This window comes from archaeon CG10_big_fil_rev_8_21_14_0_10_43_11 (genome assembly GCA_002763265.1).
Classification (GTDB): domain Archaea; phylum Nanobdellota; class Nanobdellia; order PEZQ01; family PEZQ01; genus PEZQ01.
Genome location: PEZQ01000003.1, coordinates 97,048 through 123,811, shown reverse-complemented (window position 1 = coordinate 123,811; position 26,764 = coordinate 97,048). Strand labels below are relative to the sequence as shown.

At 43.5% G+C, this 26,764-nt stretch carries 30 protein-coding genes and 2 tRNA genes; 11 read left to right on the top strand and 21 right to left on the bottom strand.

Going from position 1 to position 26,764, the window contains the following annotated elements; all coding sequences use genetic code 11:
* Positions 1-8 precede the first annotated feature (8 nt).
* The 4 genes from COT72_01655 to COT72_01640 form a co-directional block, all read right to left on the bottom strand.
* The gene (locus COT72_01655) at positions 9-761 is read right to left on the bottom strand and encodes a hypothetical protein (GenBank protein ID PIO00392.1); all 753 of its coding nucleotides are present in this window, start codon (positions 759-761) and stop codon (positions 9-11) included.
* 26 nt (positions 762-787) lie between these two features.
* Positions 788-1,924 carry a phosphoglycerate kinase gene (gene pgk / locus COT72_01650; GenBank protein ID PIO00391.1) on the bottom strand — a complete coding sequence of 379 codons (1,137 nt, stop codon included), beginning with the start codon at positions 1,922-1,924 and terminating at the stop codon, positions 788-790.
* A gap of 25 nt (positions 1,925-1,949) precedes the next feature.
* Positions 1,950-3,419: a DUF2779 domain-containing protein gene (locus tag COT72_01645; protein ID PIO00390.1), complete on the bottom strand. Its 1,470-nt coding sequence runs from the start codon at positions 3,417-3,419 to the stop codon at positions 1,950-1,952.
* Between the two features lie 80 nt (positions 3,420-3,499).
* A complete protein-coding gene (locus COT72_01640) occupies positions 3,500-4,177 on the bottom strand; it encodes a hypothetical protein (protein ID PIO00389.1) in 678 nt (225 codons plus the stop codon).
* 80 nt (positions 4,178-4,257) lie between these two features.
* Between COT72_01640 and COT72_01635 the strand changes: the two genes are divergently transcribed.
* Positions 4,258-4,788 (top strand): hypothetical protein, encoded by a 531-nt coding sequence (locus COT72_01635; GenBank protein ID PIO00388.1) that lies wholly within the window; start codon positions 4,258-4,260, stop codon positions 4,786-4,788.
* 27 nt (positions 4,789-4,815) lie between these two features.
* Positions 4,816-5,631, top strand: coding sequence for a hypothetical protein (locus tag COT72_01630; GenBank protein ID PIO00387.1), 816 nt, complete (start codon positions 4,816-4,818; stop codon positions 5,629-5,631).
* A gap of 9 nt (positions 5,632-5,640) precedes the next feature.
* Here COT72_01630 and COT72_01625 read toward each other — a convergent pair whose 3' ends face one another.
* On the bottom strand, positions 5,641-6,081 hold the full coding sequence (locus COT72_01625; GenBank protein ID PIO00386.1) for a hypothetical protein: 441 nt from the start codon (positions 6,079-6,081) through the stop codon (positions 5,641-5,643).
* 174 nt (positions 6,082-6,255) lie between these two features.
* On the opposite strand from COT72_01625, the gene COT72_01620 reads away from it, so the two are divergent.
* Together COT72_01620 and hisS are read left to right on the top strand one after the other, a co-directional pair.
* A tRNA-His gene (locus COT72_01620) sits at positions 6,256-6,327 on the top strand.
* Between the two features lie 65 nt (positions 6,328-6,392).
* Positions 6,393-7,694: a histidine--tRNA ligase gene (hisS, locus tag COT72_01615; GenBank protein ID PIO00385.1), complete on the top strand. Its 1,302-nt coding sequence runs from the start codon at positions 6,393-6,395 to the stop codon at positions 7,692-7,694.
* A gap of 101 nt (positions 7,695-7,795) precedes the next feature.
* On the opposite strand, the gene COT72_01610 is transcribed toward hisS, so the two are convergent.
* The 6 genes from COT72_01610 to COT72_01585 all read right to left on the bottom strand — a co-directional run bounded on the left by COT72_01610 (position 7,796) and on the right by COT72_01585 (position 13,443).
* A complete protein-coding gene (locus COT72_01610; GenBank protein PIO00384.1) occupies positions 7,796-8,998 on the bottom strand; it encodes a type II glyceraldehyde-3-phosphate dehydrogenase in 1,203 nt (400 codons plus the stop codon).
* 157 nt (positions 8,999-9,155) lie between these two features.
* A complete protein-coding gene (locus tag COT72_01605) occupies positions 9,156-10,253 on the bottom strand; it encodes a 2-oxo acid dehydrogenase subunit E2 (protein PIO00383.1) in 1,098 nt (365 codons plus the stop codon).
* Positions 10,253-11,236, bottom strand: a complete 984-nt coding sequence (locus COT72_01600; protein PIO00382.1) for an alpha-ketoacid dehydrogenase subunit beta — start codon at positions 11,234-11,236, stop codon at positions 10,253-10,255. Before COT72_01600 ends, COT72_01605 begins: the two co-directional genes overlap by 1 nt.
* Before the next feature lie 10 nt (positions 11,237-11,246).
* The gene (locus COT72_01595) at positions 11,247-12,191 is read right to left on the bottom strand and encodes a hypothetical protein (protein ID PIO00381.1); all 945 of its coding nucleotides are present in this window, start codon (positions 12,189-12,191) and stop codon (positions 11,247-11,249) included.
* Complete coding sequence (gene pdhA / locus COT72_01590; GenBank protein ID PIO00380.1) at positions 12,070-13,131, bottom strand: pyruvate dehydrogenase (acetyl-transferring) E1 component subunit alpha; 1,062 nt, start codon at positions 13,129-13,131, stop codon at positions 12,070-12,072. The genes COT72_01595 and pdhA overlap by 122 nt, the downstream gene beginning before the upstream one ends.
* A gap of 9 nt (positions 13,132-13,140) precedes the next feature.
* Entirely contained in the window at positions 13,141-13,443 is a 303-nt protein-coding gene (locus COT72_01585; GenBank protein PIO00379.1) for a hypothetical protein, read from the bottom strand.
* 151 nt (positions 13,444-13,594) lie between these two features.
* Between COT72_01585 and COT72_01580 the strand changes: the two genes are divergently transcribed.
* Positions 13,595-14,038: a nicotinate-nucleotide adenylyltransferase gene (locus tag COT72_01580; protein PIO00378.1), complete on the top strand. Its 444-nt coding sequence runs from the start codon at positions 13,595-13,597 to the stop codon at positions 14,036-14,038.
* A gap of 33 nt (positions 14,039-14,071) precedes the next feature.
* Positions 14,072-14,311, top strand: a complete 240-nt coding sequence (locus tag COT72_01575; GenBank protein PIO00377.1) for a hypothetical protein — start codon at positions 14,072-14,074, stop codon at positions 14,309-14,311.
* Here the strand turns inward: COT72_01575 and COT72_01570 are convergent.
* Together COT72_01570 and COT72_01565 are read right to left on the bottom strand one after the other, a co-directional pair.
* Positions 14,308-14,655, bottom strand: coding sequence for a hypothetical protein (locus tag COT72_01570; protein PIO00376.1), 348 nt, complete (start codon positions 14,653-14,655; stop codon positions 14,308-14,310). The genes COT72_01575 and COT72_01570 overlap by 4 nt on opposite strands.
* A gap of 38 nt (positions 14,656-14,693) precedes the next feature.
* On the bottom strand, positions 14,694-15,338 hold the full coding sequence (locus COT72_01565; GenBank protein ID PIO00375.1) for a triose-phosphate isomerase: 645 nt from the start codon (positions 15,336-15,338) through the stop codon (positions 14,694-14,696).
* Positions 15,339-15,377: 39 nt separating this feature from the next.
* On the opposite strand from COT72_01565, the gene COT72_01560 reads away from it, so the two are divergent.
* On the top strand, positions 15,378-17,471 hold the full coding sequence (locus COT72_01560) for a hypothetical protein (GenBank protein PIO00374.1): 2,094 nt from the start codon (positions 15,378-15,380) through the stop codon (positions 17,469-17,471).
* Here COT72_01560 and COT72_01555 read toward each other — a convergent pair.
* From COT72_01555 to COT72_01545, 3 genes are read right to left on the bottom strand one after another with little or no spacing between them, the layout of a single operon-like run.
* Complete coding sequence (locus tag COT72_01555; protein PIO00373.1) at positions 17,452-18,756, bottom strand: hypothetical protein; 1,305 nt, start codon at positions 18,754-18,756, stop codon at positions 17,452-17,454. The two genes, COT72_01560 and COT72_01555, sit on opposite strands and share 20 nt — an antisense overlap.
* Positions 18,719-20,557 carry a hypothetical protein gene (locus COT72_01550; GenBank protein ID PIO00372.1) on the bottom strand — a complete coding sequence of 613 codons (1,839 nt, stop codon included), beginning with the start codon at positions 20,555-20,557 and terminating at the stop codon, positions 18,719-18,721. Before COT72_01550 ends, COT72_01555 begins: the two co-directional genes overlap by 38 nt.
* Positions 20,554-21,399: a hypothetical protein gene (locus COT72_01545; GenBank protein ID PIO00371.1), complete on the bottom strand. Its 846-nt coding sequence runs from the start codon at positions 21,397-21,399 to the stop codon at positions 20,554-20,556. The genes COT72_01550 and COT72_01545 overlap by 4 nt, the downstream gene beginning before the upstream one ends.
* A gap of 121 nt (positions 21,400-21,520) precedes the next feature.
* Here COT72_01545 and COT72_01540 point away from each other — a divergent pair, with 121 nt between their 5' ends.
* From COT72_01540 to COT72_01530, 3 genes are all read left to right on the top strand, one after another.
* Positions 21,521-21,769, top strand: a complete 249-nt coding sequence (locus COT72_01540; GenBank protein PIO00370.1) for a hypothetical protein — start codon at positions 21,521-21,523, stop codon at positions 21,767-21,769.
* A gap of 97 nt (positions 21,770-21,866) precedes the next feature.
* Entirely contained in the window at positions 21,867-22,421 is a 555-nt protein-coding gene (locus tag COT72_01535; protein ID PIO00369.1) for a hypothetical protein, read from the top strand.
* Positions 22,422-22,448: 27 nt separating this feature from the next.
* Positions 22,449-23,186, top strand: coding sequence for a hypothetical protein (locus tag COT72_01530; protein PIO00368.1), 738 nt, complete (start codon positions 22,449-22,451; stop codon positions 23,184-23,186).
* A 161-nt stretch (positions 23,187-23,347) separates the two neighbouring features.
* On the opposite strand, the gene COT72_01525 is transcribed toward COT72_01530, so the two are convergent.
* The gene (locus tag COT72_01525; GenBank protein PIO00367.1) at positions 23,348-23,920 is read right to left on the bottom strand and encodes a hypothetical protein; all 573 of its coding nucleotides are present in this window, start codon (positions 23,918-23,920) and stop codon (positions 23,348-23,350) included.
* A gap of 37 nt (positions 23,921-23,957) precedes the next feature.
* The gene (locus COT72_01520) at positions 23,958-25,166 is read right to left on the bottom strand and encodes a glycosyl transferase family 1 (GenBank protein ID PIO00366.1); all 1,209 of its coding nucleotides are present in this window, start codon (positions 25,164-25,166) and stop codon (positions 23,958-23,960) included.
* Positions 25,167-25,332: 166 nt separating this feature from the next.
* Between COT72_01520 and COT72_01515 the strand changes: the two genes are divergently transcribed.
* Positions 25,333-25,656, top strand: coding sequence for a hypothetical protein (locus COT72_01515; protein ID PIO00365.1), 324 nt, complete (start codon positions 25,333-25,335; stop codon positions 25,654-25,656).
* A gap of 92 nt (positions 25,657-25,748) precedes the next feature.
* On the opposite strand, the gene COT72_01510 is transcribed toward COT72_01515, so the two are convergent.
* From COT72_01510 to COT72_01500, 3 genes are all read right to left on the bottom strand, one after another.
* Complete coding sequence (locus COT72_01510; protein ID PIO00364.1) at positions 25,749-26,138, bottom strand: hypothetical protein; 390 nt, start codon at positions 26,136-26,138, stop codon at positions 25,749-25,751.
* Entirely contained in the window at positions 26,131-26,436 is a 306-nt protein-coding gene (locus COT72_01505; protein PIO00363.1) for a hypothetical protein, read from the bottom strand. The genes COT72_01510 and COT72_01505 overlap by 8 nt, the downstream gene beginning before the upstream one ends.
* Before the next feature lie 106 nt (positions 26,437-26,542).
* Positions 26,543-26,695, bottom strand: a tRNA-Trp gene (locus COT72_01500).
* Between the last annotated feature and the right edge of the window lie 69 nt (positions 26,696-26,764).

Below are 26,764 nucleotides of genomic sequence, written 5' to 3'. Positions count from 1 at the left end.
TTGTTTCTCTACAAGAATGAGCAGATTCGTTCTGCAGCAACTTTTTCAGGATAGCGGTCTCGTTTGAAGGTTAGTTTTGGCTGTTTTCGTTTTTCACACGCATCCATGCGCTGGTCAAGCACGTATGAAGCAAACACGATAATACTTACAAACGCTGAGCCCAGCGGGATTTTGACAAAATACGGGTACACCACCCAGTCTGCAATGATTGCAATAAGAACTGAAACAAGAATCATAGTAGCGAGGTTAACCACGCGGTAGCGAATGTGTTTGTTGCTAAACCATTGATAGAGTACGGCAAGGGTTTTGACTGAGAACAATCCCATGAGAATAATAATTGAAAGCCAGTAGAAAAACTCAGTAGCGTGAACATAAAACGTGATAATGCCAAACTCAAACGCTTTCATCCAAGGGAGTTGAAACGAATAGTAGATAGTGAAAAGAAGAATAGGAAACACAAGCACAACATCCATAACATTAAGTTCACGCTTGAGTTCAATGGTAAATAAGTACACAAAAACCAGTACAAGTGTTATAACCAAGTTTCTCATCATCATAAGCGTGTCTGCAAGAATAAATGACGTGTTCATAATTTTTGCTATGTCAATGAGTTGCCAGAAAATAAGTAAGCCAATAGCGGATAAATACAAAATATCTGCCGGCTGGCGAAGCGGGCGTTTTCGCTTGGCAACGTGCGCTATAATTGCTAGCATGAAGATAATACCAATCACGTACGGAACGTAATAGACTATATTCTCCATACTATACTAACGAGAAGTTATTACTTTTAAAGCTTGCTTGGAATACGCACAACCCCGGGAAGCGATTTATCTGAAAGGTATTTCACAAGCGAACCGCCTCCTAAACTTACGTGAGTAAAATCACTATCCAAAAATCCGCATTCTTCAAGTGCAGTAGTAAGGTGTCCGCCGCCAATAATGCTTGTTGCTGGTGATGCTTTGAGCGCCTGAAGTGTTTGTTTTGTTGCACGCACAAAACCTTTTTCAGTAAAGCCAAGCGGTCCTTTCATAAGAACCGTTTTTGCGCGCGCAATCTGCGCTTTAATATCTGCAATTGTAAGCGGCCCTACATCCATGGTGTTTTGTTCAACCGGCAGGTTTTCTACGCGCACAACGCGCGTGTCTTCGAGCACAAAGTCTTTTGGCATGATAATCTTTTTTGAAAGCTGCAATTCTTTAAGGTCATACGCTTCGAGAAACGCATCTTTTTTGCCAAACACAATGCCTTTTTTCTTCCAGTACAATTCACCCATGACCCCGCAGAGAATGACCGCATCAGCATTCTTGCCAAGTGCGTGCATGACATCAACAAGTTCATCGCTTTTTGCACCACTCAAAATCATGACAAACGGTTTTTGCGGTTTTTTAAGTTTCTCTAAGGCTTCAATTTCGCGCCATACATTCGGCCCCTGAAAGCAGGGAATAACTCCAACAAATCCAACAACGCTTGCATGAGCGCGGTGTGCTACGCTAAATGCGTCAAGCACGAATGCATCAGCATATTTTGAGAGGGTTTGTACAAAGCGCGTTTTTGAAAAATCCTGCCCTTCTTTTGTTTCATTGCTCATAGTCCGTGTGTTTTTAAGAAGTATGGCCTGGCCATTTTGTAATGAATTAATTGCGCGTTGCGCTTTTTTCCCGTACAAGTCATCAACGTAGGTGACACGCGTTCCCGTTAGTTTTGAGAGTGCGCGGGCATGTTGGGTAAGGGAAATAAAGTCAGTGCCGCCCTTTCTTCCCTGATGTGCAAGAAGCACGATTCTCGCACCTTTTTTTTGCAAGTCTTTAATCGTGTTTGCGTGTGCTTTGAATCGTTTTGATACAATGATTTTTTTGTTTAAGAGCGCTGCATTAAGGTCAACGCGCACGAGAAGTAGTTTACCAAAGACGTCCATGCCAATCATTTGAGCGTCCTGCGTTAATAAGCCTTTATTCGTGAGCACTTATTTTTTTCTGCAAGGCAAAAAGAAGGTCAATCATTGCGTGCGTGTCAAGCGCGCAGTATGCTTCTAGCTGGGAGAAAATAGTTTCTTGTTCTTCTTTTGGCGTATCATGATGCACTGCGCGCACAAATTCATTACTTGCATCAAGTCCTTGTGCAATAGCAAGCGCGTCATAACTTTTTTTTGTGAGTGTTGGGAGCACTTTTTTAATCGAGCTTCTTCCCTGTTGGGAGGGGTGGTAATAGTGGAATTTTCTAAAGGGAAATTCTAAATCAATAATACGAGAGAGAATTGGTTCAATTACTGGTTTGTAAGGGGGAAATGCTTCTTTTAATTCTTTTAAACGACCTTTCTCATAGGTTTCATTATACACAACTATGCTTCCTGATGTGCCAACAGCCTGACTAAGCGCGCGCGCAAATGCTTCTCGCGGATCGCGTGCATCTTTAGCAAGAAATGAAATATGCTCTGCTTCTGCTCCGGGCGCGGGTATGATGTGAAGTGAAAACTGGAATGGAATGTGCTGGAATGGTCGTGTTCCGTCATAGAGGGGGATTGCTGTTGAGAACGATTCAAAATCAAGAAAGTAGAGCGGGTACGTAAGCGGGTCCATGAACGTTTTGAGTTCAGGCACGTTAAGGTGTTCGCGTCCTTGTTTTGTTGCACGCATCTGAATTTCCTGATACGCGCTAAGAGGGAAATGGTCAGGAATATCCTGTATGCGCATCACTCCTTCATCATAGAAGCGCCGCGCTTTTGCACCGGCTCGTGCAAGCTCAAATACATTATTTTTTTCAAGCACGCCCCAACACAGAACAGGCGCAAGACACGCTGAAGGCTGCATGCATTCACGGGGAGCAATGTCGTTAACCGTATCATAGGTGATAAGTTCTTGCATGCGCGCAATTTTTTGCGCAATGTTCTCGCTTTTGAGCATGACTTTTTTAGTAACATCTTCTTTTTTGAGAAGCGCTTCTAAATCAAGCGTGCCTTTGCGCACGTATTCATTGTTAATGTAAAGCACAAAACATTTTCGAATCAGTAATCCTGCGCCCTCATAACAATATTTTTGAAACGCAAGGTCGTGGAGAAAATCATCTTTAAGGTTGCTTGCTGATTTGACTTCAACAATATCCCATAACTTGTCTTCTACAGGGATAAGCACATCAGCACGCGCATAACACGACTGGTAGGTGAATGCTGCTTCAAAAAGAGTTTTTCGCGCGTTTTTGTACTCTTTTGATTTTGCCAGATTTTCAGTGAACGAGAGTGGCTCTAAGTCAATCCCGTGCGCAAACAACTTTTTTGCAAGGCGCCCAACAGTAATGCCTGCTTCTGCTGCGTAGTGCATACTGCTGCTGGTTTGTAGGTGTTCTGGCGCGTGGTAGCGTGCCCAAAGCGAACGAGAACACACAAGACCAGTGATATAATCTTTTTTTGTGAAATACTTCTTCATAGGTACGCGTATGTTGAAGCTCGCATGTGCTTTATAAATCTTTATTATAACAAAAAAAGAATAAAAAAACAAGAAGTTAGTTATTTGCGGTAGCGTGAGCGTCTTCTAAAACCAATAAGTGCATAGGCAAAAAAAGAGACGAGTGCGTACAGTTCCCACTGATGCGAAAACATGAACACGTAACGCAGTGAGAGTGCGTAGTTTGTCACTTGAGAAAGGTCAAACAACACGCGCGTTTTGCGACCGTGTCTATGATATCCAAGTGATTCATGCATGCGTGCCATGTGCACGAGCTTTCCGGGGTTGCCTTTTGCTTTACGAACAAGGGTTTGTTTTACACTCGCATCAAGCACGTAGTCTTTGAGCAGGTCCGCGCACTCGCGCACGTTCAAAGGAATAAGACGCATAGTGTGCCAGTGTTTAAAACCCTCAGGCACAAAACGTGCTGCTGCAATAATAGTATGGGTGTGTGCAAGTGTGGTGATAAGTTCCTTCTTTGAGGGGGTGAGTTCATGAAAGTTATCAATAACAAACACCATTGCATCTTTTTTAAGCAAACAGTCAAGCTGCGCGCTCAGTGAACCGCGAATGCCTGATGCAACAGATAATTCATGCACGCCTAGGTTTGGTGTTGGACAATACGCGCCTTTAACGCGTTGCAGCACATGACTTTTGCCACTGCCATACTCACCAATAAGAATGGTATGCACGCCAAGGGTAGCTAATTCATTGAGTTTTGCAAGAATCTGCGCTCTCATAGTGCTATACCCTGCTTTTTAAATAATCAAGCAAATACTTGACAAATTTTAAATAGGGTTTCATCATTTTCACAAACACAATGACTATTCCCCTGTCATGGTTTGTCAAAAAGCATGCACTGCTTGGCATGACGCGCCAATCAGATATAGCGTTGCGTGCGGGTTGTTCACGTCAATACGTGCATGAAGTGCTCTACGAACTTATTGCACAAGGTCTTGCTCGAAAAGAAAAAAAGAATGCTACTCACATAACTAAGCCAAAAAAAGTGTTGTTTTCGCTTGCAAGCGCATGGCGCATGCCCAATCCGTTGCAACTAAGCATGCCATTAAAAACACGCGCAGAACTGAGCGAATTTCTTTTCCGTATTGGTGTTGCACACGTATTTACCCTCACCGGCCTGCAGGTATGGGTTGAGGACACGGCAAAATTGCGCGCGTTTCAGGGGCGTGGTAACGTGTTTGTGTACTGCGATGCCCGCGTTGTCAACAGCTATGGCTTGAACGGGTATGTTGATGATGTGCAGCGTTTTTGTGATTTTTTCTCGCATGATGTTGAAAAAGCCCTGAGTTTTGCAAAGCATAAAGCACTTCTTTATGCGCATAATCATTAAAAGCGCAAAGCCATCTATGTCTTGTTTATGGAATCGTTACGCAGTCTTGTTCTAGATATTGATGGCTGTCTTGTGTCAGGCGCAAACACGTTGACCATACCCTTTCCTACTATTAATAGTGCGTTTAGCCGCATGATGAAACAGGGTGTTGAAATACATCTTAATTCTAATCGTTCTCTTCATTCTATTCTAGAATGGTATGAACCGTTCAACTTAAATGGCCACATCGTTGCCGAACGCGGGGCATATGTGTTTTACCCGCAAACCGGTGAGTCAAAAAGTTTTCATCAGGGTTTTGACTCAACCATGCTTTTTTCCTTGCTCGACGAGCATAAGATTAATTATGTGACTGGAGAAAACATTTCCTTAGTGTTCAAAAAGCCCGGCCATATAGCAAAAAAGTATGCAGAGCATGAAGATATTGTATTTGTTGAGACTGACCGCAAATATAACATGATTTTGTTCACGCGAAAAGTTGAGAATGGCACACTTGTATTTGACCATGACCTTAATCATGAGCTTGAAGACTTATTCACGCCGCACTACCCTTTGCATCACGTAAAAGCCTACGACCTTTATTGCGGTGTTGAATTTGTGCTTCCTCACATTGAAAAAGGAAATCTTATGCATCTTGCTAAAAAACCAGTTGCAAGTTTTGGCGATACCCTCCAGGATTGGAGCATGCTTGAAAAATCTGATTTTATGGGTTGTCCAAGCAACGCAGGAGAAGCGCTCAAAGAGCGCGTAAGCGCGCAAGACAATAATGGTTTTGTTTCGCAGTACAAGTATACACGGGGCTTGCTTGATTTTTTTAAGTATTTGCAAAAACAAGGTGTGCTCTAAAAACCGTGTTTATTTTTCTGGCAGCACAGCCCATGCAATTACATAACCCATAATGCCTGCTGGAGGGTTTACCAGCGTGAGTGCAAGCCAGAGAATGCGAACAAGCAGGGGGTCGAGCTTGAAGCGTTTTGCCATGCCGCCGGCAATACCTGCAAGATAGCGGTCTTTTTTGCTGCGGTATAAGGGTTTATTTTTCCAAAAAAAGAGGCGTTTTCGCTTTTTTTTCCGGTCAGCAAGGAGCACGTAGGCGAGTACGCCAAGTACAGACAAAATAATGATAATAGCAAACCACAACATTTTTTCTTCTGCGCGCAGGTGTGAGCGAAGCACGTCAGCAAGTGCCCACGCCCAAATTAAAAACGCAAGGAGCACGACAAAAAGCAAGGTTGCTGGAAAAAACGGGAATGAGACAAGCCAGGGTTGGAATACCCGAATTGTACTGCCAAGCATACTACTCACTCAGGCGCGGGAAGTATAAAAACGTGACTGATACAAACATTTAAAAAGTGTGAATAAATGGGTTATTGAGTAATGACACGTGATTGCCTTCATTAACTGCAACGTTTTTGCTAATGTTAATACGGCGAACCGTTCTCCCCTGTTGGGTGTTTGTCTTCACTTATGGCCCGAGTCGTATACGGGTTAGTATCCCACGCTGTGGCCGTGGGGAACCGGGTTCGATTCCCGGCTCGGGCCCTTCAACCATCTCTTGTGAGAGCAAGAAGAGGGTTTTGTGCAATAATTAATAAAGATGATATACCATGACTAGAGATATGACTGTTGAAAACGTGAAGGGCACAAAAGACCGTGGCCCGCAAGAAATGCTCGTGCAAGAACGCGTTGTTGACACCATTAAACAGGCATTTCTCGCGTACGGATTTGTGCCGCTTGGCACGCCCGCGCTTGAAAACTTTGATGTTCTCTCAGCTAAGGGCGCTGGCGGGGATGCAATAAAAAAAGAAACATACAACTTCAAGATTGCAGGCAGACATTTAGGGCTTAAATACGACCAGACCGTTCCTCTTGCGCGCTACATTGCAATGAATCCTCATTTTGTCACGCCGTTCAAACGCTACCAGTATGACCGCGCGTGGCGATATGAAGATATTAAGACCGGACGATATCGTGAATTCTACCAATTTGATATTGACACCGTAGGAAGCGAGTCAATGCGGGCTGAAGCAGAATTGCTTGCCGCAGTAGCGCGTGCCATTCGCTTGCTTGGCTTTAAAGAATTTGTGATTCGCATAAATGACCGCAAACTCTTAAACGCCTGTATGACTAAGGCAGGTCTTAATCCTAAAAAATCACTTGACGCGTTTCGGGCTATTGACAAGCTTGAAAAAATCGGGAAAAAAGGCGTGCTCTTTGAGCTAATCGGTTTAGGTATAGATGAGCGTACGGCAAAAAAACTTCTTGATTACACAGGGCTTCGCGGAAACGCGGAGAGTGTTCTTGCACGTCTTGAAAAAGAATTTGTCAATGAAGAGGGGTTTCAAGAGCTCTCGCGACTCATGCGTTTTGTAAACGCGTATGGCATTGGAAAAAACGTGCAATTGGATTTGAGCATTGCTCGCGGTCTTGATTATTACACCGGTCCTGTTTTTGAAGTTGAAATATCTGACGCAGGATTGGGAAGCGTTGGCTCTGGTGGCCGGTATGATAACATGATTGGTTTATTTCTTGGACAAAAAATTCCTGCTGTTGGGTTCTCATTTGGCGTGAGCAGAATTGTTGATGTGCTTAAAATTGCAGGCATGGTTAAAGAAGTTGAAAGCGTGACTGACGTGTTCGTGTGCGCAGTAAATGAAAGCGCGTTAGAGAATGCGATTATGCTTAGCGTGCAGCTTCGTGATGCAGGTCTTAACGTGGAGACTGATGTTGTTTCTAAGAATTTGAAAAAACAAATCGCGTACGCGGACAAAAAACAAATACCCTTCATTATTGTGCTTGGTCCAAAAGAGATTGAAAAAGGAATTGCAACAATTCGGGATATGAAATCAGGTAAAGAAACGCGTGCAAAGCTTGAGCGCATTGCACCGCTTCTTTTAAAAAATAAATAACAAAAACAAACGGAATTGTGAGAGGGCATAGCCGCCCTCAAACGCTTCTCGTTATGTTTTTTTTTCTGCGAATCCCCTGTTTGCAGTTAATTCCCTCTAAATTACCCAAACGCAGTGTATTTGAATGAAGCATCAGTTTTTTCAACACTTTTTTTCGCGCTTGACTCAAGCCCTGTCATTGCCCGTATGGCATCAATGTTTTCTGGAATCACAATGCTCTCTGAGTGAACCATGTGCATCCAGTGCACGTCTTTTCCCTGAACGCTAATGGTTTCATCCCATATAACAACTTCAGGCATGTCATAGCGCGGTCGAAGCAAGTCCCGATAGCGTTCGTGAACAGACGCAGTTGAATCAAAGCCGTGCGCGGCTTTGAGAACTGCAACACGTGGCGTTGCCATAAATGCAGTAACTAATTGTTCGCGTGAAAGTGGTGTTTTGATTTTTGCATGCACCATGTGCACGTGTGCAAGTGTTGTGGGCACTTTTACTGCCATGGTTGTGATTTTAATGTTTTTGAGAACCGTGTTCACGTCAGGACCATGATGTGAGGGTATGTAGGGCACAGGAACAATCGCGTTCATTGGTCCTTCTCGCGCATCCCAGGGGTCAGTTCCTCTGCGAACAAGCGAAACGTGTACTTCTTTGATATCTGCTTTTTTGCTCAGTGTGTAAAGTGTTCTGATAATTGATGTTGTGTTGCAGCTGACTACACGCACGAATTGTTTTGTTTTTGCTTCGTTATAATTTGCAAACGCGTTGAAACTCGTATGCGCAATATTCGCGTTCGCGCCTCCTTGAAAAATCACTTTCACACCATACCGTTCATAGAGCGGTTTGTTTTTTGCGTCAACACCTTTTGGCGTGCAATCAACAACTACATCAACCTTACCGGTTTTAAGCGCGTCTTCGAGTGTTCCTTGTATAGGATAGGTTCCTTCTGAAAAATTTTTAACAAAGTCCGCATTACTTGCATACACGTTAACACCATAGAGTGGCGCGCCTTTTTGCGTGTTTGTTCGCAGCGCTGATGTTGGAAACGCATCAGCAATGCCAAAGAGTTTCATATCTTTTTGAATATGAACCGCGTGCGCAACGCGCTTACCAATAACGCCCACCCCGTTAACAAGAACGTTAACCATAGAAATATAAATTCTAAGTGAGTTAATAAACATTATGAAACGAGAAATGCCGCGCCCGGTTTCGCGAAGGGGCGGTCGCTTTGCGCACAAGATTGTTGATAAACTATTTGGTACCCGTTTTGATGGTATTGCATTCTTGTATGATATTACTGGCGCGCTCATGTATTTTTTTATTGGCGTGTTTTCTGCAAGCCTGATTCTGGGCAATGGTGTGTGGTGGCTTGGCGGCGGCGTGTTTGCAATTGCACTTTACGTGCTAAGAACATTTCTGCTTCGCAATCGTTTGATGAGTCCGCGTTATTTTTAATAATTACTTTTTTTAGCTGAGTTTTTTTGGGTCTTGTAAGTATGTTTTGAGTGTTTCAATAAACTTTGCTGTGTTTGCGCCATCAGTGACGCGATGGTCAAACGTAACTGAGAGTGGCAAAAACTTTCGCACGCCAACACCGTCTTTTGTAGGAACAATCCGTTCATTAATCCTGCCCATGCCAAGAATCCCTGCTTCAGGAGGGTTCACAACAGGTGTGGCCCATGTGCCGCCAAAACTGCCCCAGTTTGTAATGCTAAACGTGCTTCCTTTCAGGTCCTGGAGGTTTAGCTTTTTTGCACGCGCTTTTTTTCCAAGGTCTTCTAATTCCTTTGCTAAACTAAACACGTTTTTTTGGTCAACGCCTTTTACTACGGGTACGACAAGCCCGTCATTAGTGTCAACGGCAATGCCAAAATTATAATATTTTTTAACGATTATTTGCTCGCCCTCTGCGTCAAATTCGCTGTTAAGAATAGGGTGTTTTTTGAGTGCAAGAAGCACAGCGCGCATGATAAACGGCAAAAATGTTACGTGCACGTTCTTTTTGAGTCCTTGTTCTTTTGCTTTTTTGCGCACATCCCACAACGTGGTCACGTCAGCTTCGTCCATGACGGTCACGAGAGGCGCGACTTTATGGTTTTCACTGAGGTTTTTTGCAACGCTTTTTTGGATGCCTTTGAGCGGGATTCGTTCCACGTATCCATAAAAATCATATTTTTTTTGAACTACTGTTTTTGGTGCTTTTTGTGCACCTTCTTTTCTGAGAAATAATTTTCCGCTCACTGGTTCATTACTTGCTTCTGCAATGCTGCCAACAACGCCAGGACCGCTTTTTTCCTCTTGTTTGGCGTGTGATGTCTTGCCTTTTTTGCCGTCATCAATGGTAATAAGTAACGCGCCGACTTTGAGAGTGGCGCCCTCTTTTGCGTGAAGGCGTGTTATTTTTCCTTTTGTGGGGCTTGGAATATTTACTACTGCCTTATCTGTTTCGATTTCAACCAGGGTTTGGTCTTGTTTTACCGTGTCGCCTTTTTTGACGTGCCACTTAATTATTTCTCCTTCAGATATTCCTTCGCCAACATCAGGAAATGCAAATTCGTATACCATTAGTGTACCTCATGATAATTTATAACGCGCGCTATTGCTTTAACAATGCGTGTAGGGTTTGGAAGATAGTGTTCTTCAAGTTTGTAGAGTGGAAAAATCGTGCTAAAACCTGTCACGCGCTCAACAGGTGCCGCAAGTTGTTTGAATGCGCCTTCATTAATACGCGCAATGATTTCAGCGCCAACACCAAAGCTGCGCGGCGCTTCATGCACTACAACGCAGCGACCGGTTTTCTTAACTGAGTCAATAATTGTTTTTGTGTCAAGCGGTGAGATGGTTCGAAGATTAATAAGTTCAGCATTCACATCACCCAGGCGTGTAACCACGTCACGCAGGGGTTTCATCATAGCACCCCAACCAATAAGCGTGATGTCACTGCCTTCTTTTTCAACATGTGCCTGTTCAAGGGCTAGGGTGTATTCTTTTTTTGGTACGTCTTGTTTGATTGAGCGATACACTTTTTTTGGTTCTAAAAATATAACCGGGTCAGGGTCGCGAATTGCGCTGATAAGCAGTCCTTTTGCGTCATAGGGGTTTGAAGGAATCACAACTTTGAGCCCGGGCGTGTGTGCAAAGAGTGCTTCCATGCTCTCTGAGTGGTGTTCAAGCGCGCGAACCCCGCCTGAGTATGGTGCGCGAACAACAAGGGGACACGAGTAGTGTCCGCGTGAGCGGGTGCGCATGCGTGATGCGTGGCTTATAAGCTGGTTGAAGCCAGGATAGATAAATCCTGAGAATTGAATTTCAGCAACCGGCAAGAGTCCGTTGATTGCCATGCCAATTGATGTTCCAATAATGCCTGCTTCAGCAAGAGGCGTGTCTATAACGCGTTCTTTTCCAAATGTTTTGAGAAGTCCTTCAGTAACGCGAAATACCCCTCCGTCAATGCCAACATCTTCTCCGATCACGACAACGCGCGTGTTGTTTTGCATTTCCTGGCGGAGTGCGAGGTTGAGTGCTTCAACCATATTCATCTCAGTCATGTGATGTGTGTTATTCCCTCCGTGATAACCAACACAAACCACGCAGTTTTGAACCTTTTGTTTGCAATGGGTTGCGCTTATACTGGTTATAGAGTTTTTGTGCTTTTGTTTGTTCCTCTTTTGTAAGACTTCCTATTGTGTATGCATTATTAGTAAGCGAGCGCGTGAGGTGGGTGATAATAGTTTTAACACTCACCTGCGGTGCGTAGGCATCAAGACCTGAAAGAAGGTTTCGCAGTTCTGCATAGTCTTGTTGTGAGTAACGGGTCATGATGTCAAGCATGGTGTGCACACGTGAGTCTTCTGATTTTTTGTGCAGGATAATTCCTTGGAGCAGCACACTTTTTGAAGTGAGTCTGCTTGCGTTTCCGCACACTTTTGTGTTGCCTACATACACACCTGATTTTTGGTCAACACGTGCGGGTATGCCAATCTCATCAAGCGCATTTACGATTTTTGCACATAAGTGTTCGTACACGTGCAAAGGATTATTCAAGTTGGGTAGGGGTAGCGCATGTTTTGGCATGATAAGCGTGTAAGAAAAGTCATGGGTGTCATGATGGAATACTGCATCTCCTCCGCTTGGCATGCGCACAAGCGTGTAGCCATGCTCTCGTACTTTATCAAGATGAACGTCCTCAATGCTTTGCGCGTAAGAAAGAGAAATAGTTTTTCCTTTCCAGCGGTAATAAATAAGTGTTGGCGGTGCTTTTTGCGCTTCAATGCCTTCAAGAAGCACGTTGTCAAGGGCAACAACCATTTCTGGCTCGTATGTTTGTAAGGGTATTACTCGAATATTCACCGCGTCCTCCAGGTTCACGCACGCCTCACCTTCACTTCTCAAACACAGAGGTATACTCATCTTTAAGCGTTTGTGGCATTTCTTTATAGGTATACGCAAATAGGTCTTTTGGGCTTGGCGCGGGCGTGCTTTCAAATGCGCGAAGCGCGTCATCAATTTTTTTTGCAACGCGTTTTGCAAGCTGGGCTTCTTTTTTTGCATTCCACACACCCTTGTTTGAAAGGTATGCTTTAAAGCGAATAATCGGGTCTCGCTTCTCCCACTCTTTGCGTTCTTTTTCTTCGCGGTAGCGCGTTGCATCATCTGAAGTGGTGTGGTCTCCCAGGCGATATGTATAGCATTCAATAAGCGTTGGTCCGCCGCCGTTGCGCGCTTTTGTAAGTGCTTCACGCGCGGCAGCGTACACACCAAGAATATCATTACCGTCCACGTGCACGCCTTTAAAACCGTACGCAATTGCTTTTTGCGCATATGATTCTGCAGCAGTTTGGTTTTGGTGCCGTGTTGAAATAGCAAACTGATTGTTTTGGCACACAAACACGACAGGCGCGTTGAAAACACCGGCAAAATTCATTGCTTCATGGAATTCTCCTTCACTTGTTGCACCATCACCAAAGAACGTGACAACCGCGCCAGCTTCGCCTTTAATGCGCATGCTCATTGCAATGCCTACCGCGTGGAGGGGCTGGCTTCCAACAGGTATTGATGCTGGCAGGTCTTTTTCGCCTTTTGCAGGGATGCTTCCTCGCTCATCACCGCCATAGTAGAGGAGTATGTTTTGCAGGGGGAGTCCGCGTTGCAGGTATGCAGCAGTTTCACGAAATGAAGGAACAAGCCAGTCTTTTTTTTGCATAGCATGAGCAACACCAATTTGTGCTGCTTCCTGACCAGTCACGGTTACTGCCGTGCCAATCCTGCCTTGTCGTTGGAGTGCGAGAATTTTTTTGTCAAATTCGCGGGTCAGCACCATTGTTGCGTACATGCTCTCCAGGTTTTTGTCCGAGAGTTTTGGCTCGCGTGCTCGGTCTACATTTCCTTTTGCATCTAATATGGGGGCGTATGAAATACTATACGCATCCTGTTTTGTTTTCATAGAGTACCGTTATTTTTTTGTTTTTAACGCAGGTTTCTTTTTTGGTTTTGTTCCTTTAGTTGCCCATGCTTTGAACGTTTTATAGTCTGTTGAGCCGCACAAGTATTCTGTTGTATTCTCATTATAAAAAAAAGGTACGCCGCCACAGCGTCCCTTATCACTCTCATGAAATTCGCGCGCGTTTTTTTCGTCGTGCCAGACTTCTTTTTTAGTGATTTTAAGCCCTGTCTCTTTTTCGAGCTTTTTTATGTGCGGTTCCATTTCTTTGCAGTGTACGCATTCAGTTCCGTAGTATTCAATGAGTTTTCCCATGCTCTTTGCCTCCCTGATATTGTTTGGTTTTTTGTTTATTAAAAAACTAGTGATTTTTGGTTCATAACATTCTTATCATCGGCCTGCATAGAACAGGAGTGTGGTAACTGCATTGTTTATTGGTCGATTCCAACCATTCCATAAAGGGCACATGCATGCCCTTGAGTATATTGCGCAAAAAAATGAGCGCATTATTATCGGGATTGGTTCAGCAAATAGTGAGCAGACCATTACAAATCCGTTTACGCTTAGTGAGCGAAGACACATGATTATGCGCGCGTTAGAAACGTTTCAAACCCCGTTTGAATTAGTGCCGATTGATGACGTGCATGACCTTGCAAAATGGCGCGCGCTTGTTTCTGCGCTCCGCTTTGGGAGTGTGTACTCAAATAATGAATTTGTGGTTCGCGCATTATATCGTTCTCATGATGTGGAGCGCATACCCCGCATGGTAAAAGCAAATGGTTCAGAAATCCGCCGGCGTATCATCCAAAATGACCCTTCCTGGCAGGAGTTTGTTCCTGTTGCGGTTCGTGACTATCTTATTTCAATTGGAGTGGGGGCGCGTTTGCGCGAATTATTTAGTAAAGAATAATGTTTTAATACATAAACGCGCTTGTAATATAATATGCTTAAAAATTTTGATCCAATTGAGATGTTTTGCAATCTGTATTTGGATAAAAGCAGAAAGCGCGCAAAAACAGTCAGCTTCTCTCTTGCCCTTGGCGTAATCATGTTTCTTGTTGGTTCAGCTATGCTTGCAAAAAGTCTGGGATACATTCCTGCAAATGTGAGCGTGGGAGGCGTGTTTTTCGTGCTCACTGGTGTGATTGTTCTTTTTAATGCGTTTATAAAAAGTTTGAGTTAGCGCAATAAACTTTGAGAAAGCAGTTGCTTAGCAAATTCTGAAAGTTTTTCAGTTGGCGCTACGCGTTCAATTTGTTCAAGTGCTTGATTCACGCGCGAGTCCCAGAGCGGGTTGTGCACTTCACGTTTTCGCCTGTGCAGGAATTCAGTTGTGATAAAATTGGTTTTGTTTTCAAGAAAGCGAAAATAATTTCTCAAATGATCGCCCGCATGCGTGCTTGAGAGCAGTTCAAAAGCATCCTCTTCAAGTGATTCAATCGAATTTCGTATAAATAATTCATGAAATCCCAGTCGTTTGAGTTCAAGCTCAAGCTTTGTGAGTTTAGTGTGAATAAGTTTGTCCATTCCCCGTTTAGTTTTAACGCGCACCGTATAGATAAAGATTATGTTGTGTCAGAAGGAAGGTGTGAAAGAAAGGATTGCACAATACGTGTCGGGTTTTTTGCGTTTACAACCCCGCTTGCAACAAGAACGCCATATGCGCCGAGCTCTGTTGCCGCGCGCACGTCTTTTTTGGTTTTTACCCCGGCGCCAACAAGAACGGGCACGCGCGAGTTCTTTACTGCAGCAAGAATATTATCCGGTTGAGCGCGTGATACACTCACGTCTCCTGCTATAAGTTCAGGCGGTTCAAAAGCAACAAAGTCAGGTTTGAGTTTTGAGACTTTACGCGCATGCTGGGCTGTTGGTGAACAAACAATTGAGGTCATTGAGAGGGTTTTTAGAATGCGGATAGTATGATTAATATTAGTGAGGCTTATGGGGTGTTCTGAGTGATTGATAAGTGAGCCGCGCACGCCATGATGTTTGAGCGTTTGAGGGCTTATAAATCCGGTATTTCGTCCAGGTGTAATTGGGTCTACGTGTTGTGCAAATACTTGTTTTTTGATAAACGGAAGGTCAATAAGTTGGGGACAAACAAAAACGCATTTATTAATAAGAATTTTTTTTGCAAGTTCAATTGCATGCGTTCCGCTTGCGTGCTCATACGTCTTGAAATTGACTATAAGACGCGGCGCATCTATCATAATATTATTATAATACGTGTCGCCTTATAATGATTTGTTATGAAACTGAGCGTGCGCCCAAAAGACGAAACATATTTTCTTGCAAACAGGCACGTGTTTTTTCATCGCGGGGCAAACGCGAAATTTGAGAACAAGTGGCATGGCCTGTGGGTTGGTGACTATAAAGTTTTTGATTCATTTTCATATGAGATTCGCGTGGACGGCAAAACTATTGACTTGCTTGAGCACGCAACTAATTTTTCGTATCATGGTTCAAAATCAGTGCATGCATATGGCATAAGCGGCCTGCACGTTGAAGAGATTTGTTTTATTCCGCAAAAAGTGCCGGCTCTTGTATCAGTTCTCTCATTGAAAAATGATTCAAACAAGGACATACACGTGCAAGTGGTATTGCGTGCGCATGTTAATCACCGCGCGCGTGAAATAAACTGGCACAATACGGAGTATAAAACGCTTTTTGAAAAGCATGGTGAATATGTGAGTGTAAAAAGCTCAAATGAACGGTACGCGTTGTTTGGTTCGAAAAAAGGTTTTACCGTCTCATTTTCAAATCAGGGCGTGTTTAACGAGTATGTTGACGGCAAAGACAAACAGCGAACGTTTATGCCTGGCGACTATGTGGTAAACGTGCCCATAAAAGCAGGTGAGCGCGTGAAAGTGCCCTTCTTTTTTGGAGCAACAACACGAGGTCTCAAAGACATGTTAGTTAGTTTTATTGATTTGCGGGATTATTATGAAAAGCGTTTTCAGGAAGTTTCACGCCATTTCAAACATGTTTCTGACTCATTTGAAGTAGTTATCACGCCAGAAATCGAAGAACTTGTTGCGTGGAGCACTATTAATCTTGAACTGCTCAAACATGATTCTCACCTGTTTGCGGGGTTGCCGTGGTTTTCACAATATTGGGGTCGTGATACGCTTTGGAGTTTGAACGCGTTTTTGCATGTTGGCGCGTTTGATTTTGTCAAACGCATTCTCAAACACTATTTGAGCGTGCTTGCAAAAGGAAATGCAGAGGTTCCTGCCGGAACCGTGCCGAATGTGGAATATCTTTCGGGTGAACGGGATTATAACAGTCTTGATGCAACTCCTTTGCTCGTGCTTGCAGTAGGAGAGTATGTAAAACACACCGGTGATGTTACGTTTCTAAAAGAACACAGCAACGCGCTTGCGCATATTTCTCGCTGGTTTGAATCGCTTGATGAAAAGGGGTTTTTACGTCCATTTAACACAAAGAACACAACGTGGATGGACACGCTTGGCAGGACTAAAGCAATTGAAGTGCAGGCGCTCTACGTGAGTGCAGCGCGAAGCTTGGGTGAATTGCATGACATTCTTGGCTCGTCTGAGCTTTCACACTTTTTTAATGAGCGCGCAAAAACAGCGCTTGGCGTGATTGAATCGTACTGGCTTGCAGATAAAGGCTATTTTAAAGATACCAGCGAGAATGCGAGTTTAACACCAAATCAGCTCGTGCCTATTATGTTAGGGCTTGTTGAGCCAACCCGCGCAAACAAGGTGCTCTCGCGCATGCTTGAATCAGACATGCTCGGCGAGTGGGGTGTTCGTTCGCTCTCACAAAAAGAGGAGGGATTTTTTGCTGATGCGTATCATCAGGGAAGCGCGTGGGGTTTGACTAATGCCTGGCTTGTGTGCGCTCTTCTCTCACAGTCGCGCGTAAGCGATGCTGTGAGCATGCTTAGACGCATTCACAAGGACTTGTCTACTGCAGCAATTGGATGCATTTCTGAAACCTACAGTGGAGAACCTCAAAAACCATCAGGGTGTTCGCTGCAGCTGTGGAGTTCTGCATTGATTATTCGTGCAATTGATGAGTTCATGTTTGGCATCAAGCCTAACTTGGCAAAAAAAGTGGTCACGCTTTCACCGGCAATGGTAAAAGGCGTACTCAAACGGCATGATAAATTGTTGCATGACACATTTATGGATGTGCGTCTTGAAGGTCATGCAAATCGTGTTGTTATGGAGTTAGCCTTTAGCAAGCAGCCTGATTTTGATATAGTTCTTGACCTTCGCGGCATTAATGCAACACGCATTGTTGCAAATGGAGTTACGCTTGATGGCGAGCGCTTTACGCCGCGCGATGAGAACGTTATTGAAGTTTTTTTCTAATCTCATTAAAAGCATGAAGTAAACGTTGCGCGCGCGCGTAGGTTTTTGCTTCAATAGTGAGACGAATCACCGGCTCAGTGTTTGATGGTCGAAGAAGTATCCATGATGTTTTTGTGTCAACCCTGATGCCATCAAGAGTGTTAGTGCGCGCGTATTTTTTCTGGTACTGCGCGCGCAATTCTTCAAACGCGTCCTGCATCTCCTCATATGATGCGTAGCGGTATGTCTCGTGCAGGTCATAGTAAAGAGGGAGTTTGAGGCGTTCTTTTGAGAGTGTTGTTTTTTGTGCGAGTTTTGCGGTGTAGAGCATGGCAAGAAACCCGTCAGAAAAGGGGTAGTGCGTGGCAAAATAGAAGTGCGAAGAGAGTTCAAATGCAAACCGTGCTTTTTTTTGAGCAATAAGCCGTTCAAGGTGCGGTCTGCCAATAGGCGTGATGGTTACTTTTTTAAGGGATTTAATCGCATTTGAACAGTTAATAGTTGCTGCAACCCGGTTTTGTCTGAACAATTTCTTTGCAAGAATAACGCCCATGCGGTCGCCGCGAATTGGTTTACCTCTGTTGTCAACAAACAGGGCGCGGTCAACATCTCCATCAAATGCAACGCCAAAATCGCAGTGTTCTTCAACAACGGTTTTAGCAAGGTCATGCACGCTTTCAGGCGTTGGTTCTGGCGTTTTTCCGCCAAAATCTGCGCGAGGCTCCTGATTGAGAAGGGTGATGCGCATGCCGCTTCGTTTTGCAAAGTGTTCAATAATAGTGCCGGCCATGCCGTGCATGCAGTCAACTGCAACTTTAACGGGCAGGTACTCGAATTGTTTGAGCACGAAACGCAGATATTCTTCAATTGCGTGCACATCTTTTTTGAGACTGCCACTGCCCATTTTTTGTTCTCCTAAGTGTTTTTCAAGAAGAGCAAGCGCATGAGTGTCAGTAACGCCTTGGGGTGTGATAATTTTTATGCCATTATACGCTTTTGGATTGTGCGAAGCAGTGATGTAAACACCATGCATGTTATGATGCAGTGCATAATACATGCAAACCGGGTTTGGCACTTCACCAATAGTAGTAACGCGGCATCCTGAACGGACTGCCGCGTGCGAAAATGCGTCAGCTATGCGTTTTGAGCCTTCGCGCACATCATGACCTACCACGACGCGTTTTCCTACGCGTGAGAAGATGTGGCCAATAAGGCGGGCAAGTTCTTCATTAACGCCAGTCGGGTAGACACCGCGAATGTCATAGCCTCTAAACTGGTTTTTGTAATTTTGCAATTGCTTGTTCATATGCGTCAAAATAGTGTTTTATCTGGGCTTTCCAGTCAGAGAGTTCTGCAACGCGCCGTGCTTCTATTTTATTGTGGCGCAGGCTGTCTCGTGGCATGTTGACAAGGAGCTCTATCTCGTTTTCAAGGGTGTGCACAATTTCCTGATACGTGCGGTTTATCATGGGTATCACGCGTATGCCTGGGTTTCTGTCAGCATTTTTCTGGATGAATCTACCATATCCCGCGTGGTCTGTGGTAAAAGACACGTTAAGAAACGTTCCTGCTTCAATAGGCGTAAGCCCCCAGGGTTCGTAGCGTGAGGGGAAAACCCCGATATCCATACCATTAATAACCTCGTAGTAGGGCATGTTGAGTACGCCGTCTGTTTCACGAATGTACGTGGGGTAGAATATTACCTTTACTTTGTCTTCCTTGCGATTGAACAATTCTTTTTGCAGGAGCATGGTTATGATTTGGTCATTTGCGTAGTTGAGCTGGAACACTGAGAGTGGCGGGGTGTCCCAATTTTTTTCAAGACTGCGAAGCAAGTCTTTTGTTCGCCCCACAATGGTTGTGAGCGTGCAGGTTGGTTGCTGGTTTGTTACGACGTCTTGGGTAAAATCATCTTTGTGAATGGCAAGCGCGTCATCAAGCACTTCTTCAACTTCTTCAATAACCTGCAGGTTGTTTGAGAGTTCAGTGTTTGGCTCGCGCACGTTTGAAGGAACAAAAATAAAGGCAAACACGTTTCGGTCATAGTTTGTTCGTTTAAGCTCTTCATTAAGCCGTGCAAGCATGTCAATGAATGTGTCAATACCTTTATCCCTCACCTCGTAGCGTCCTGAAATATAAATAAATGGACAGTTATGCGTTTTTATCGGGTAGTAGGGAAGGAAGTGGGCGCGCAGGAATTTCTTGATTTTTTCACGGTTTACAAAGGATTTTTTAAGAAGCATGGATGTTGGTTCGTATCCTCGAAAGTTAAGCGCGTTTGGCGTGATAAGGTCTGGTGATTTTCCAAGCACGTAGCGCGTTTCTACTGCAGTTATTTCGCTTACGGTTGTAAATATGTGGGCTTGTTCTGCGCTTACTTTTTCAAGCAGGTGTTGTCCTTCAAGCTTGAGCTTGTACGCTTCTCCCTGGTCTATTTGCTTGTTTTCTTTGAGCGCAGCGTCTGCTTCTGAAACAAGGTCTCTGCCTGACGATGCAAGTGCTCGTCCAAGGCTAGTAGCGTGGGTGGTAAAGACAAGTCCTGCGTTCACGTTATTTGATTTAAGGTATAACAATCCTGCGCCCGATATCCATTCATGGAATTGTGCAACAACGCGTTTGTTTTGAAAGCGGGGCAGTTCTAATAATTTTTTAATAACAATGCCCGTTGCGTATGACCATATCACGTTCGTGTCAAAGTCCGCGCCCATGCTTAAGGAGTCAATTTTATAATCATTCCACAGGTATTCTTTAATGCTTGCAACTCGTTTTTGCTTTGTTCCTTCTTCATTAATAGTCACCTCTTCTTCGCCAAATTCCCAGGGCTCAACAAGTACGATGCGTGCGTTACTTCCTTTTGACCAGTGACCCCATGAACAGTGGATCTTAAACTCGTTTTTGAGCTGTTCAAACGCGTCTGCAATATCTGCGGGCGGGTCGTCAGGCGAGAATTCTGTTTTTGCTGCGCGCTCGTCATACATGCCAAACAGAAGGTAGTTCCTGCCTAGTTGCGAAACGAGTTCCGTGCTCTTGCTTTGAAGGACTGTGTAAATGCCTCCTACTTTTCGTCCAGCTTCACTTGAGATTTCAAAAAGATAGTCAAACTTCATGTTGCATAAAACCTCACTGCTTGTTCGGGCGCAATTTCATTAATGTACGTGCGGGCGCCTAATTCCATTCCTGCAAGAGTGGTGATGCGAGGAATGATTTGAATGTGATAATTTGGTGCGCAGTCATAGTGGAAAAAGTTAAGTGATGGCTTATTAAGTTTTTTGTCCAATTTTTTTGTGACTAATAACGCACATGTTGCAATTGAATGCATCTCGCGAGAAGAAAGGTTTGCAAGCGCGCTTTTTTCTCGCTTGCACACAATCCATGCTTCAAGCGGGAAGCGGGAGGCGCGCGGACAATACGCAAATGTGGTGTCATCTTCTTTGATACTATATTCTTTTTCTGTTTGTTTAATTTTTTTAAAATCAAGCACGCGTTTTCGTTCGCGTAATTCCTTTGGCAGGCGCGCAAGTGTGACGAGTTGTGAGTGCTCGTGGGGTATTGATGCTCCTGCATAAGAGCCCGCGTTTTTGAACAAATAGGCGTGATTATGTTTTGTCACTGCTTTGATTCGTTTTTGATAGAACGCAAATACAGCATGCGCGTGGGAGGGTGTGAATTGTGAGAATCGCTGGTTTTGTTTTGGCGTTTCAATAATGACTTCGTGTGTTTGCCCGTCTGGTACAAAGGAGTATTTGTTTGGAACGCTTCGCATAATCCATTTTCCTGCTTTTTCTTCGCGGTCAGTTTCAGGAGGGGTTAAATGCTCATTTCCTGGTGCAAAAACCGTTTTTCCGGATGTGTGTTTGTCTTCTCGTACAAACTGTTTTGGTCGAAATTTCCGGTTGGTCGCGATAAGAACAAAGTTACCAAAATAGTCAGTTCGAAGCACGCTCCCCATACTATAGTTTACAACAGTCAGGTGTTAAAAGGCTTTTGTGATTGTTTTTGCTAAGGCAATCTTTTTAAGCATTATTCGTGTTTTTTTAGTAACCAACTATTGAGGCCGTAGGTGGCTTGACATGGAAAACAATGAAGAGAAACAGGCAAGTGAGATTAGTTTCAAAACTTTGAAGAAATTTGAACAAAAGTATGGGACACGAAACTTTCTTGAAATCGCTTTGAAAGAAACAACGGATGGTAACACTATCATCACGTTCTCAAAGGGTTTTACAGATAACGCGGGAAACAAGAGATATCGAAGAAGTCTTGGTTTTGAGGCTTCAAATGAAATGAAGAAATTCATTCTTGATTCCATAAAGAACTTGTAAGCACGATACGCGAGTTAAGAACTCTGTGCTTACTTTCTTTTTTTTATTTCATATATATTTATAATCCTGCACTGCATTTTGGTTTTTAAAGGGAGTAATGAAGATTATTGGGTATCACGAGAATGATGTGTACAAAGCATATTTGCTTGAAAGTGTGAAGCTGAGAAGTCCTGAGAAAGTTGCTCTGCCTTTGCATTCGATTAGTGAATTTCATGCAGGTCTTCACGCATCTGACTCGCGCATTCGCATGAGCGCAAAACACTTTGTGGATATTGTCAAATATTGCCGTGACAATGATATCGAACTCGTGTTTTATGGATTGCGAAACGAGCAGCGTGTTCGCGTGCTCTCAAAAGAGTCTGAAAAAAAAGGTCGCGTCTACCGCGTTCTTGACCGCTTTGTTAAGCGCGTTAGCGCATATGACAAGCGGGTTGCTCATCCAGAGTGGACGCAAAAATCATTTCGCGGACGTGTTGGCACGCATGTGCTTGGCATGACTGAAAACAGATTTTTAAGCGGTGTTCGCGCATTAGCAAACACGGTAATGGCAAACAAACTGCGTGAGCTCAATGGTGAGGACGTGCTCGTGTTTGTTTCCTTTTCTGATTTTGGTCCTATCAAGAAAAACTTGAAGCGAACCGTCAAACTATAATACTACCAATACACGTACAATACTACTATGGCACGTTTGTTCTTAATTGATATTGATGGCACGCTTCTTGACACAGATGGTAACGGCCATAATGCTAAATTAATGCACGTTCTCTCAAAATTAAAAGAAAAAGGCCACACTATTGGTCTTGTAACTGGAAGAGAAGCAGAAAGCGCGCTTACGATTCGTCAGGTATTTGGGTTGAACGGGCCAGTTATTTCAGAGAATGGGTGTGAGCTGTACCTGTTTACGGGTAAGAAACAAAAAATCGTGCTTGGCAGACTTGATGAAGTAGCTAAAAAAAAGGTGCGAAAAACAATTGCAAAGCAGGGCGTGTTTGAGGACTTTCGTCACGTGCCTGAGAGAAAAAACGTGTTTATGATTATGCCAAAAGCATTTCCAAACCATGACCCTGCGCTTATTGCACGCACATTTTTGCGTGTAAAGCGCGCGCTTGAGGAGCAACAGGAAGTGAGCGTGCTCTACTCCTCATCAGGTATTGCAGTTATTCCAAAACAGGTTTCAAAAGCAAAAGCAATCACTCAGTACTGTAAAGACGCCTCGTGGAAACTGCGCGACGTGGTGTACGCAGGTGATTCTAAAAATGATGTGTCAGCATTTAGACTTGTAGGAAAACATGAGGGTACGCTCATATTTGTAGGAACAGATAAGAACGTGCAAAAAGAGATTGAAACATTTAACCCGATTATTCCAAAAGCAAAACATTCACAAGGGTGTGGAGAAGCTCTTAGTTCATTTCTTTAAACAAAACGGGTAGGAATAGAGTGTTCTTGGAGTGTTGAACGCCTGACCTGTCCTTGGTGGTTTGCTGCAGGAATCGGCAGGTCTTGTGAGCAGTGCTCTAAGAGTACGTTTCAGCAGAGCGCACCATACTATACACGTTATGTGATTGCTAAAAACTAGTTTTAGAAATGTTCTTGGTGCACGCATGTTTCGAGATTCACGCTTTGCTTTTGTGCTTGTTCAAATGCGTTTTTTGAGGCGTGCGGGTCGTGCCAGAATAATGTGTAGAGGGTGTCGGGTGTGGGTTTTTTTGCAAGCGTTATCATAATACCTTGCAATTCCCGGGTGTCTTCAAAACCATTTGCCTGCGCGTCAGTGTCAGTGATTTCATCAAGGGTGAGCACGCTTACCTGTGTGAGGTCAATGAAGAACACGCCATTTGTGTTTAGGTAGTTTTCTTTATCTTTTCGATGTTTTTGGTAGTAGTGAGGTGCAAGAAAGTAGAGGCGCGTGTGTTTTGGTACACGAATCTGAGTAGGATTGCTTGGGCTTCGTGATTCGTTTTGTTTCCAGTCAAAAAACGCGTTGCGCCATGAAGAAATGGTATAGCTTGCTTGTTTTGATGATAAGTCAAAATCACGAAGGCTCAGACTGTCAGTGTAGATAAGTTTGTGCTTACTATAGCTTGAGCCCAGATTGGTGTATAACTCATTTAGACTGTCTTTGTCAGCAATAGTGACATTAATGCGTGCCATACCCCTCCCGTTTAGGGTGTTTTGGGTACTTAATGTTTTAGTTTAACTGGGTGCAGAAGGCATCAAGCCAGTCTAAGAGCAGGCGTGTGATAAGGAAGTTCTTTGTTACGTGGTCTTTTCCATGTTCGCCCATGCGCGCGCGAAGTTTTTCGTCTTTGAGAAGTTTAATAGTGTGTTTTGCAAAACTGCGGTCGTCAGAGGGTTCAATCAAATACCCGTTTGCTCCGCTTATGAGTTGAAGAGGAATACCGCCCACGTTTGAAGCAACAACCGGTGTTTTTTTGTAGAGAGCTTCTGAGACAACAAGTCCAAATCCTTCTTTTTTTGATTTTTGCAAAACTACATCTGATGCACGCTGTAGTGCATTAACAAGGAGGTTGTCTTGGAGCATGATAAGGTGAATATCTTTTGCATGTTTTGCTCTGCGTACTTGTTCTTGCACGTCTTCAAAGAGTGCTACTCCTTGCGGGTCATCCATAGCAGGGTTTCCAAGCAGGACAAGTTGGCAGTCAGTTTTTTCTCGCACGTGTTCAAACACGTTAATAACGCCAAGCGGGTCTTTCCATTTGTCAAATCGTGAAATTTGGGAAATAATTGGTTTATCATTCTCAATACCATATTTTTTGAGTGTGTGCACACTTTCGCTTTCGGTCATGTCTTTGTTTTTGTTTGTAAATGGGTCAATTGCAGGGTGGATTATGCTCTGTGGAGGGATAATGTCTTTTCGCAGATACGAACTGTGAGACACTATGGCATGGTCATATTTATTGATGAATGTTCGAAGATACGCCCATGTTTGGGGGTGCGGGTTTGAGAGGTCTACGTGGCAGCGAAACAGCCATTTTTTTCGTTGTGTGTAAAAATCAACAAGTGCTGCGGGTTGGGGGTCGTGGACAAATACAAGGTCGTGGTCTAAGTGCGTGAATTCTGAGAAGTTCTTGTTTGTCTGGTAGTAAACCTTTTTTTGTTCTTTGGTGAACGTGACTGGTTCGCTTTGAAGCGCGTTATGCATTTGTTTGGTAACCCCAAAAAATTCAGGCATTCCCTGAAGCACGCGCCATCCTGTTTTGATGCCAATCTGGTTCATAAGTGGAATAAGACTATTGAGAAGTTCAGCAACCCCGCCTCCAATAAATGAAGAGTTCACGTGCACGATGTGTTTGTCTTTGAGGGTATCTGTTTTTTCAAGGATGCGAGAAATAACCTCTCTTCCTACAAGTGGTTTGAATTTTGTAAGTGCGTTCATCTTCGTTGAATCATGCGCGTTTTTTCCTCTTAAATTTTAGGGAATCAGAGGAGATAGGTTTAAAAAGGATGTGTACCACGTGATTATTCAAAGCTTATAACGCGCTTTTTTGTTTTCAAAAAAAAGAGCACTGTTTGAGGCGAAAAAAAAATATACGTGAAATAACATGAATTATAGAGATAATCGTGAACGAGGCGGCAATCGCAGCTTTGGTTCACGAGGTGGTCGTGGATTTGGACAAAGAAGTTTTGGTCCACGAAAAATGTTTGACACAACCTGTGATGATTGTGGCAAAGAGTGTCAAGTCCCTTTCAAACCTGTTTTGAATGAGGACGGCTCACACAAGTATCCCGTCTATTGCCGGGATTGCTTCCAAAAGCACAAAGGCGAGAGCGCGCCAAAGCGTTTTGATAAGAAAGAAGAAAGTGAAGAAATCGAAGAAGACGCTGAGGAGAGCGAAGACTCGGACTTTGAAGACAAAGACGAGTAATCGTTAAGAACCGCTTTCTAGCCTTTACCTTTTTTTTCTTTTCTACCTTTTTACAACGGTCTAATGTCAGGGCTTTTTCCTTAGAAAGGAGATTAACTTGCACTTATTGATGCTTTTGAAGATTTAATGTTCTTGAGGTCGTCTCTTACTAAATCTCTAACATAATTTGACTGTAATTGTTTATTTCTATATTTCACAACAAGCTGTATCTCAATATTAATCCGCTTTTTTTGCCGTTCTATGTTGAATTTACCCTTAACATGAATACCTTTATTTAATGCACTTTTTGGAACACCAAAAAGTTCTGCTGCGTTGAGAAATTCGTAACTAATTACCTGATTTTGGTCATCAACATCAATTATAAAATCTTCAATAGAATAGGATTTAGCATATTCTCCCCTATGTGATGGTGAGTAGATTAAGAGAGAATCATTTTCAAAGTCGTAATCAATTTTTCCATCATTCCACTTAAATTCAGCCATTTTTTCTTCTCCGTCTATCTTGAATATAGACTGTGATTATATTTAACCTATTTGTTTTGTTTCCCATAACAACTATTAAATCTTTTTCTTCAGACAATTCGTATGTGTAGTATAGTCTATATTTTCCAGATTCTTTGTCTTTTTGTTTTTCTACGTCAACAGGCTTTTTTTCTAGATACTGTAAAATATTTTCTTTTGTAAACGTTCTTAACTCCATTCCCTTAAGAGCATGTTCACTAAAATGTACCTTGTTCTCACTTAGCCTCATGCGTATTATGTCAAAAACAGAATTAATCATATTCTAATAATAGGGTTACCCTGTCTCTTTATTAATTTTATCGACTCAACTATTCTATCCGTTCTGTATTACTCGTGTCCGTTTTGAGCGATTCCAAAAATAAGAGTGGGGTCGCTGGGATTTGAACCCAGACCAGCAGGTATCCCCTTGTGCTGCGTTGCTCCAGAAAAGCTCATCATCTTGAGATATCAGCATACCTGCACTAAACAGTTATGTTTCATCTGGAGCCTGCTACGCTGCCAGGTTACGCCACGACCCCAAAAAGTGAGTTGGTTGGCGCAAATGGATATTGCTAAACTAATAAGTAAAAGCTTTTAAAAGGTTGTGG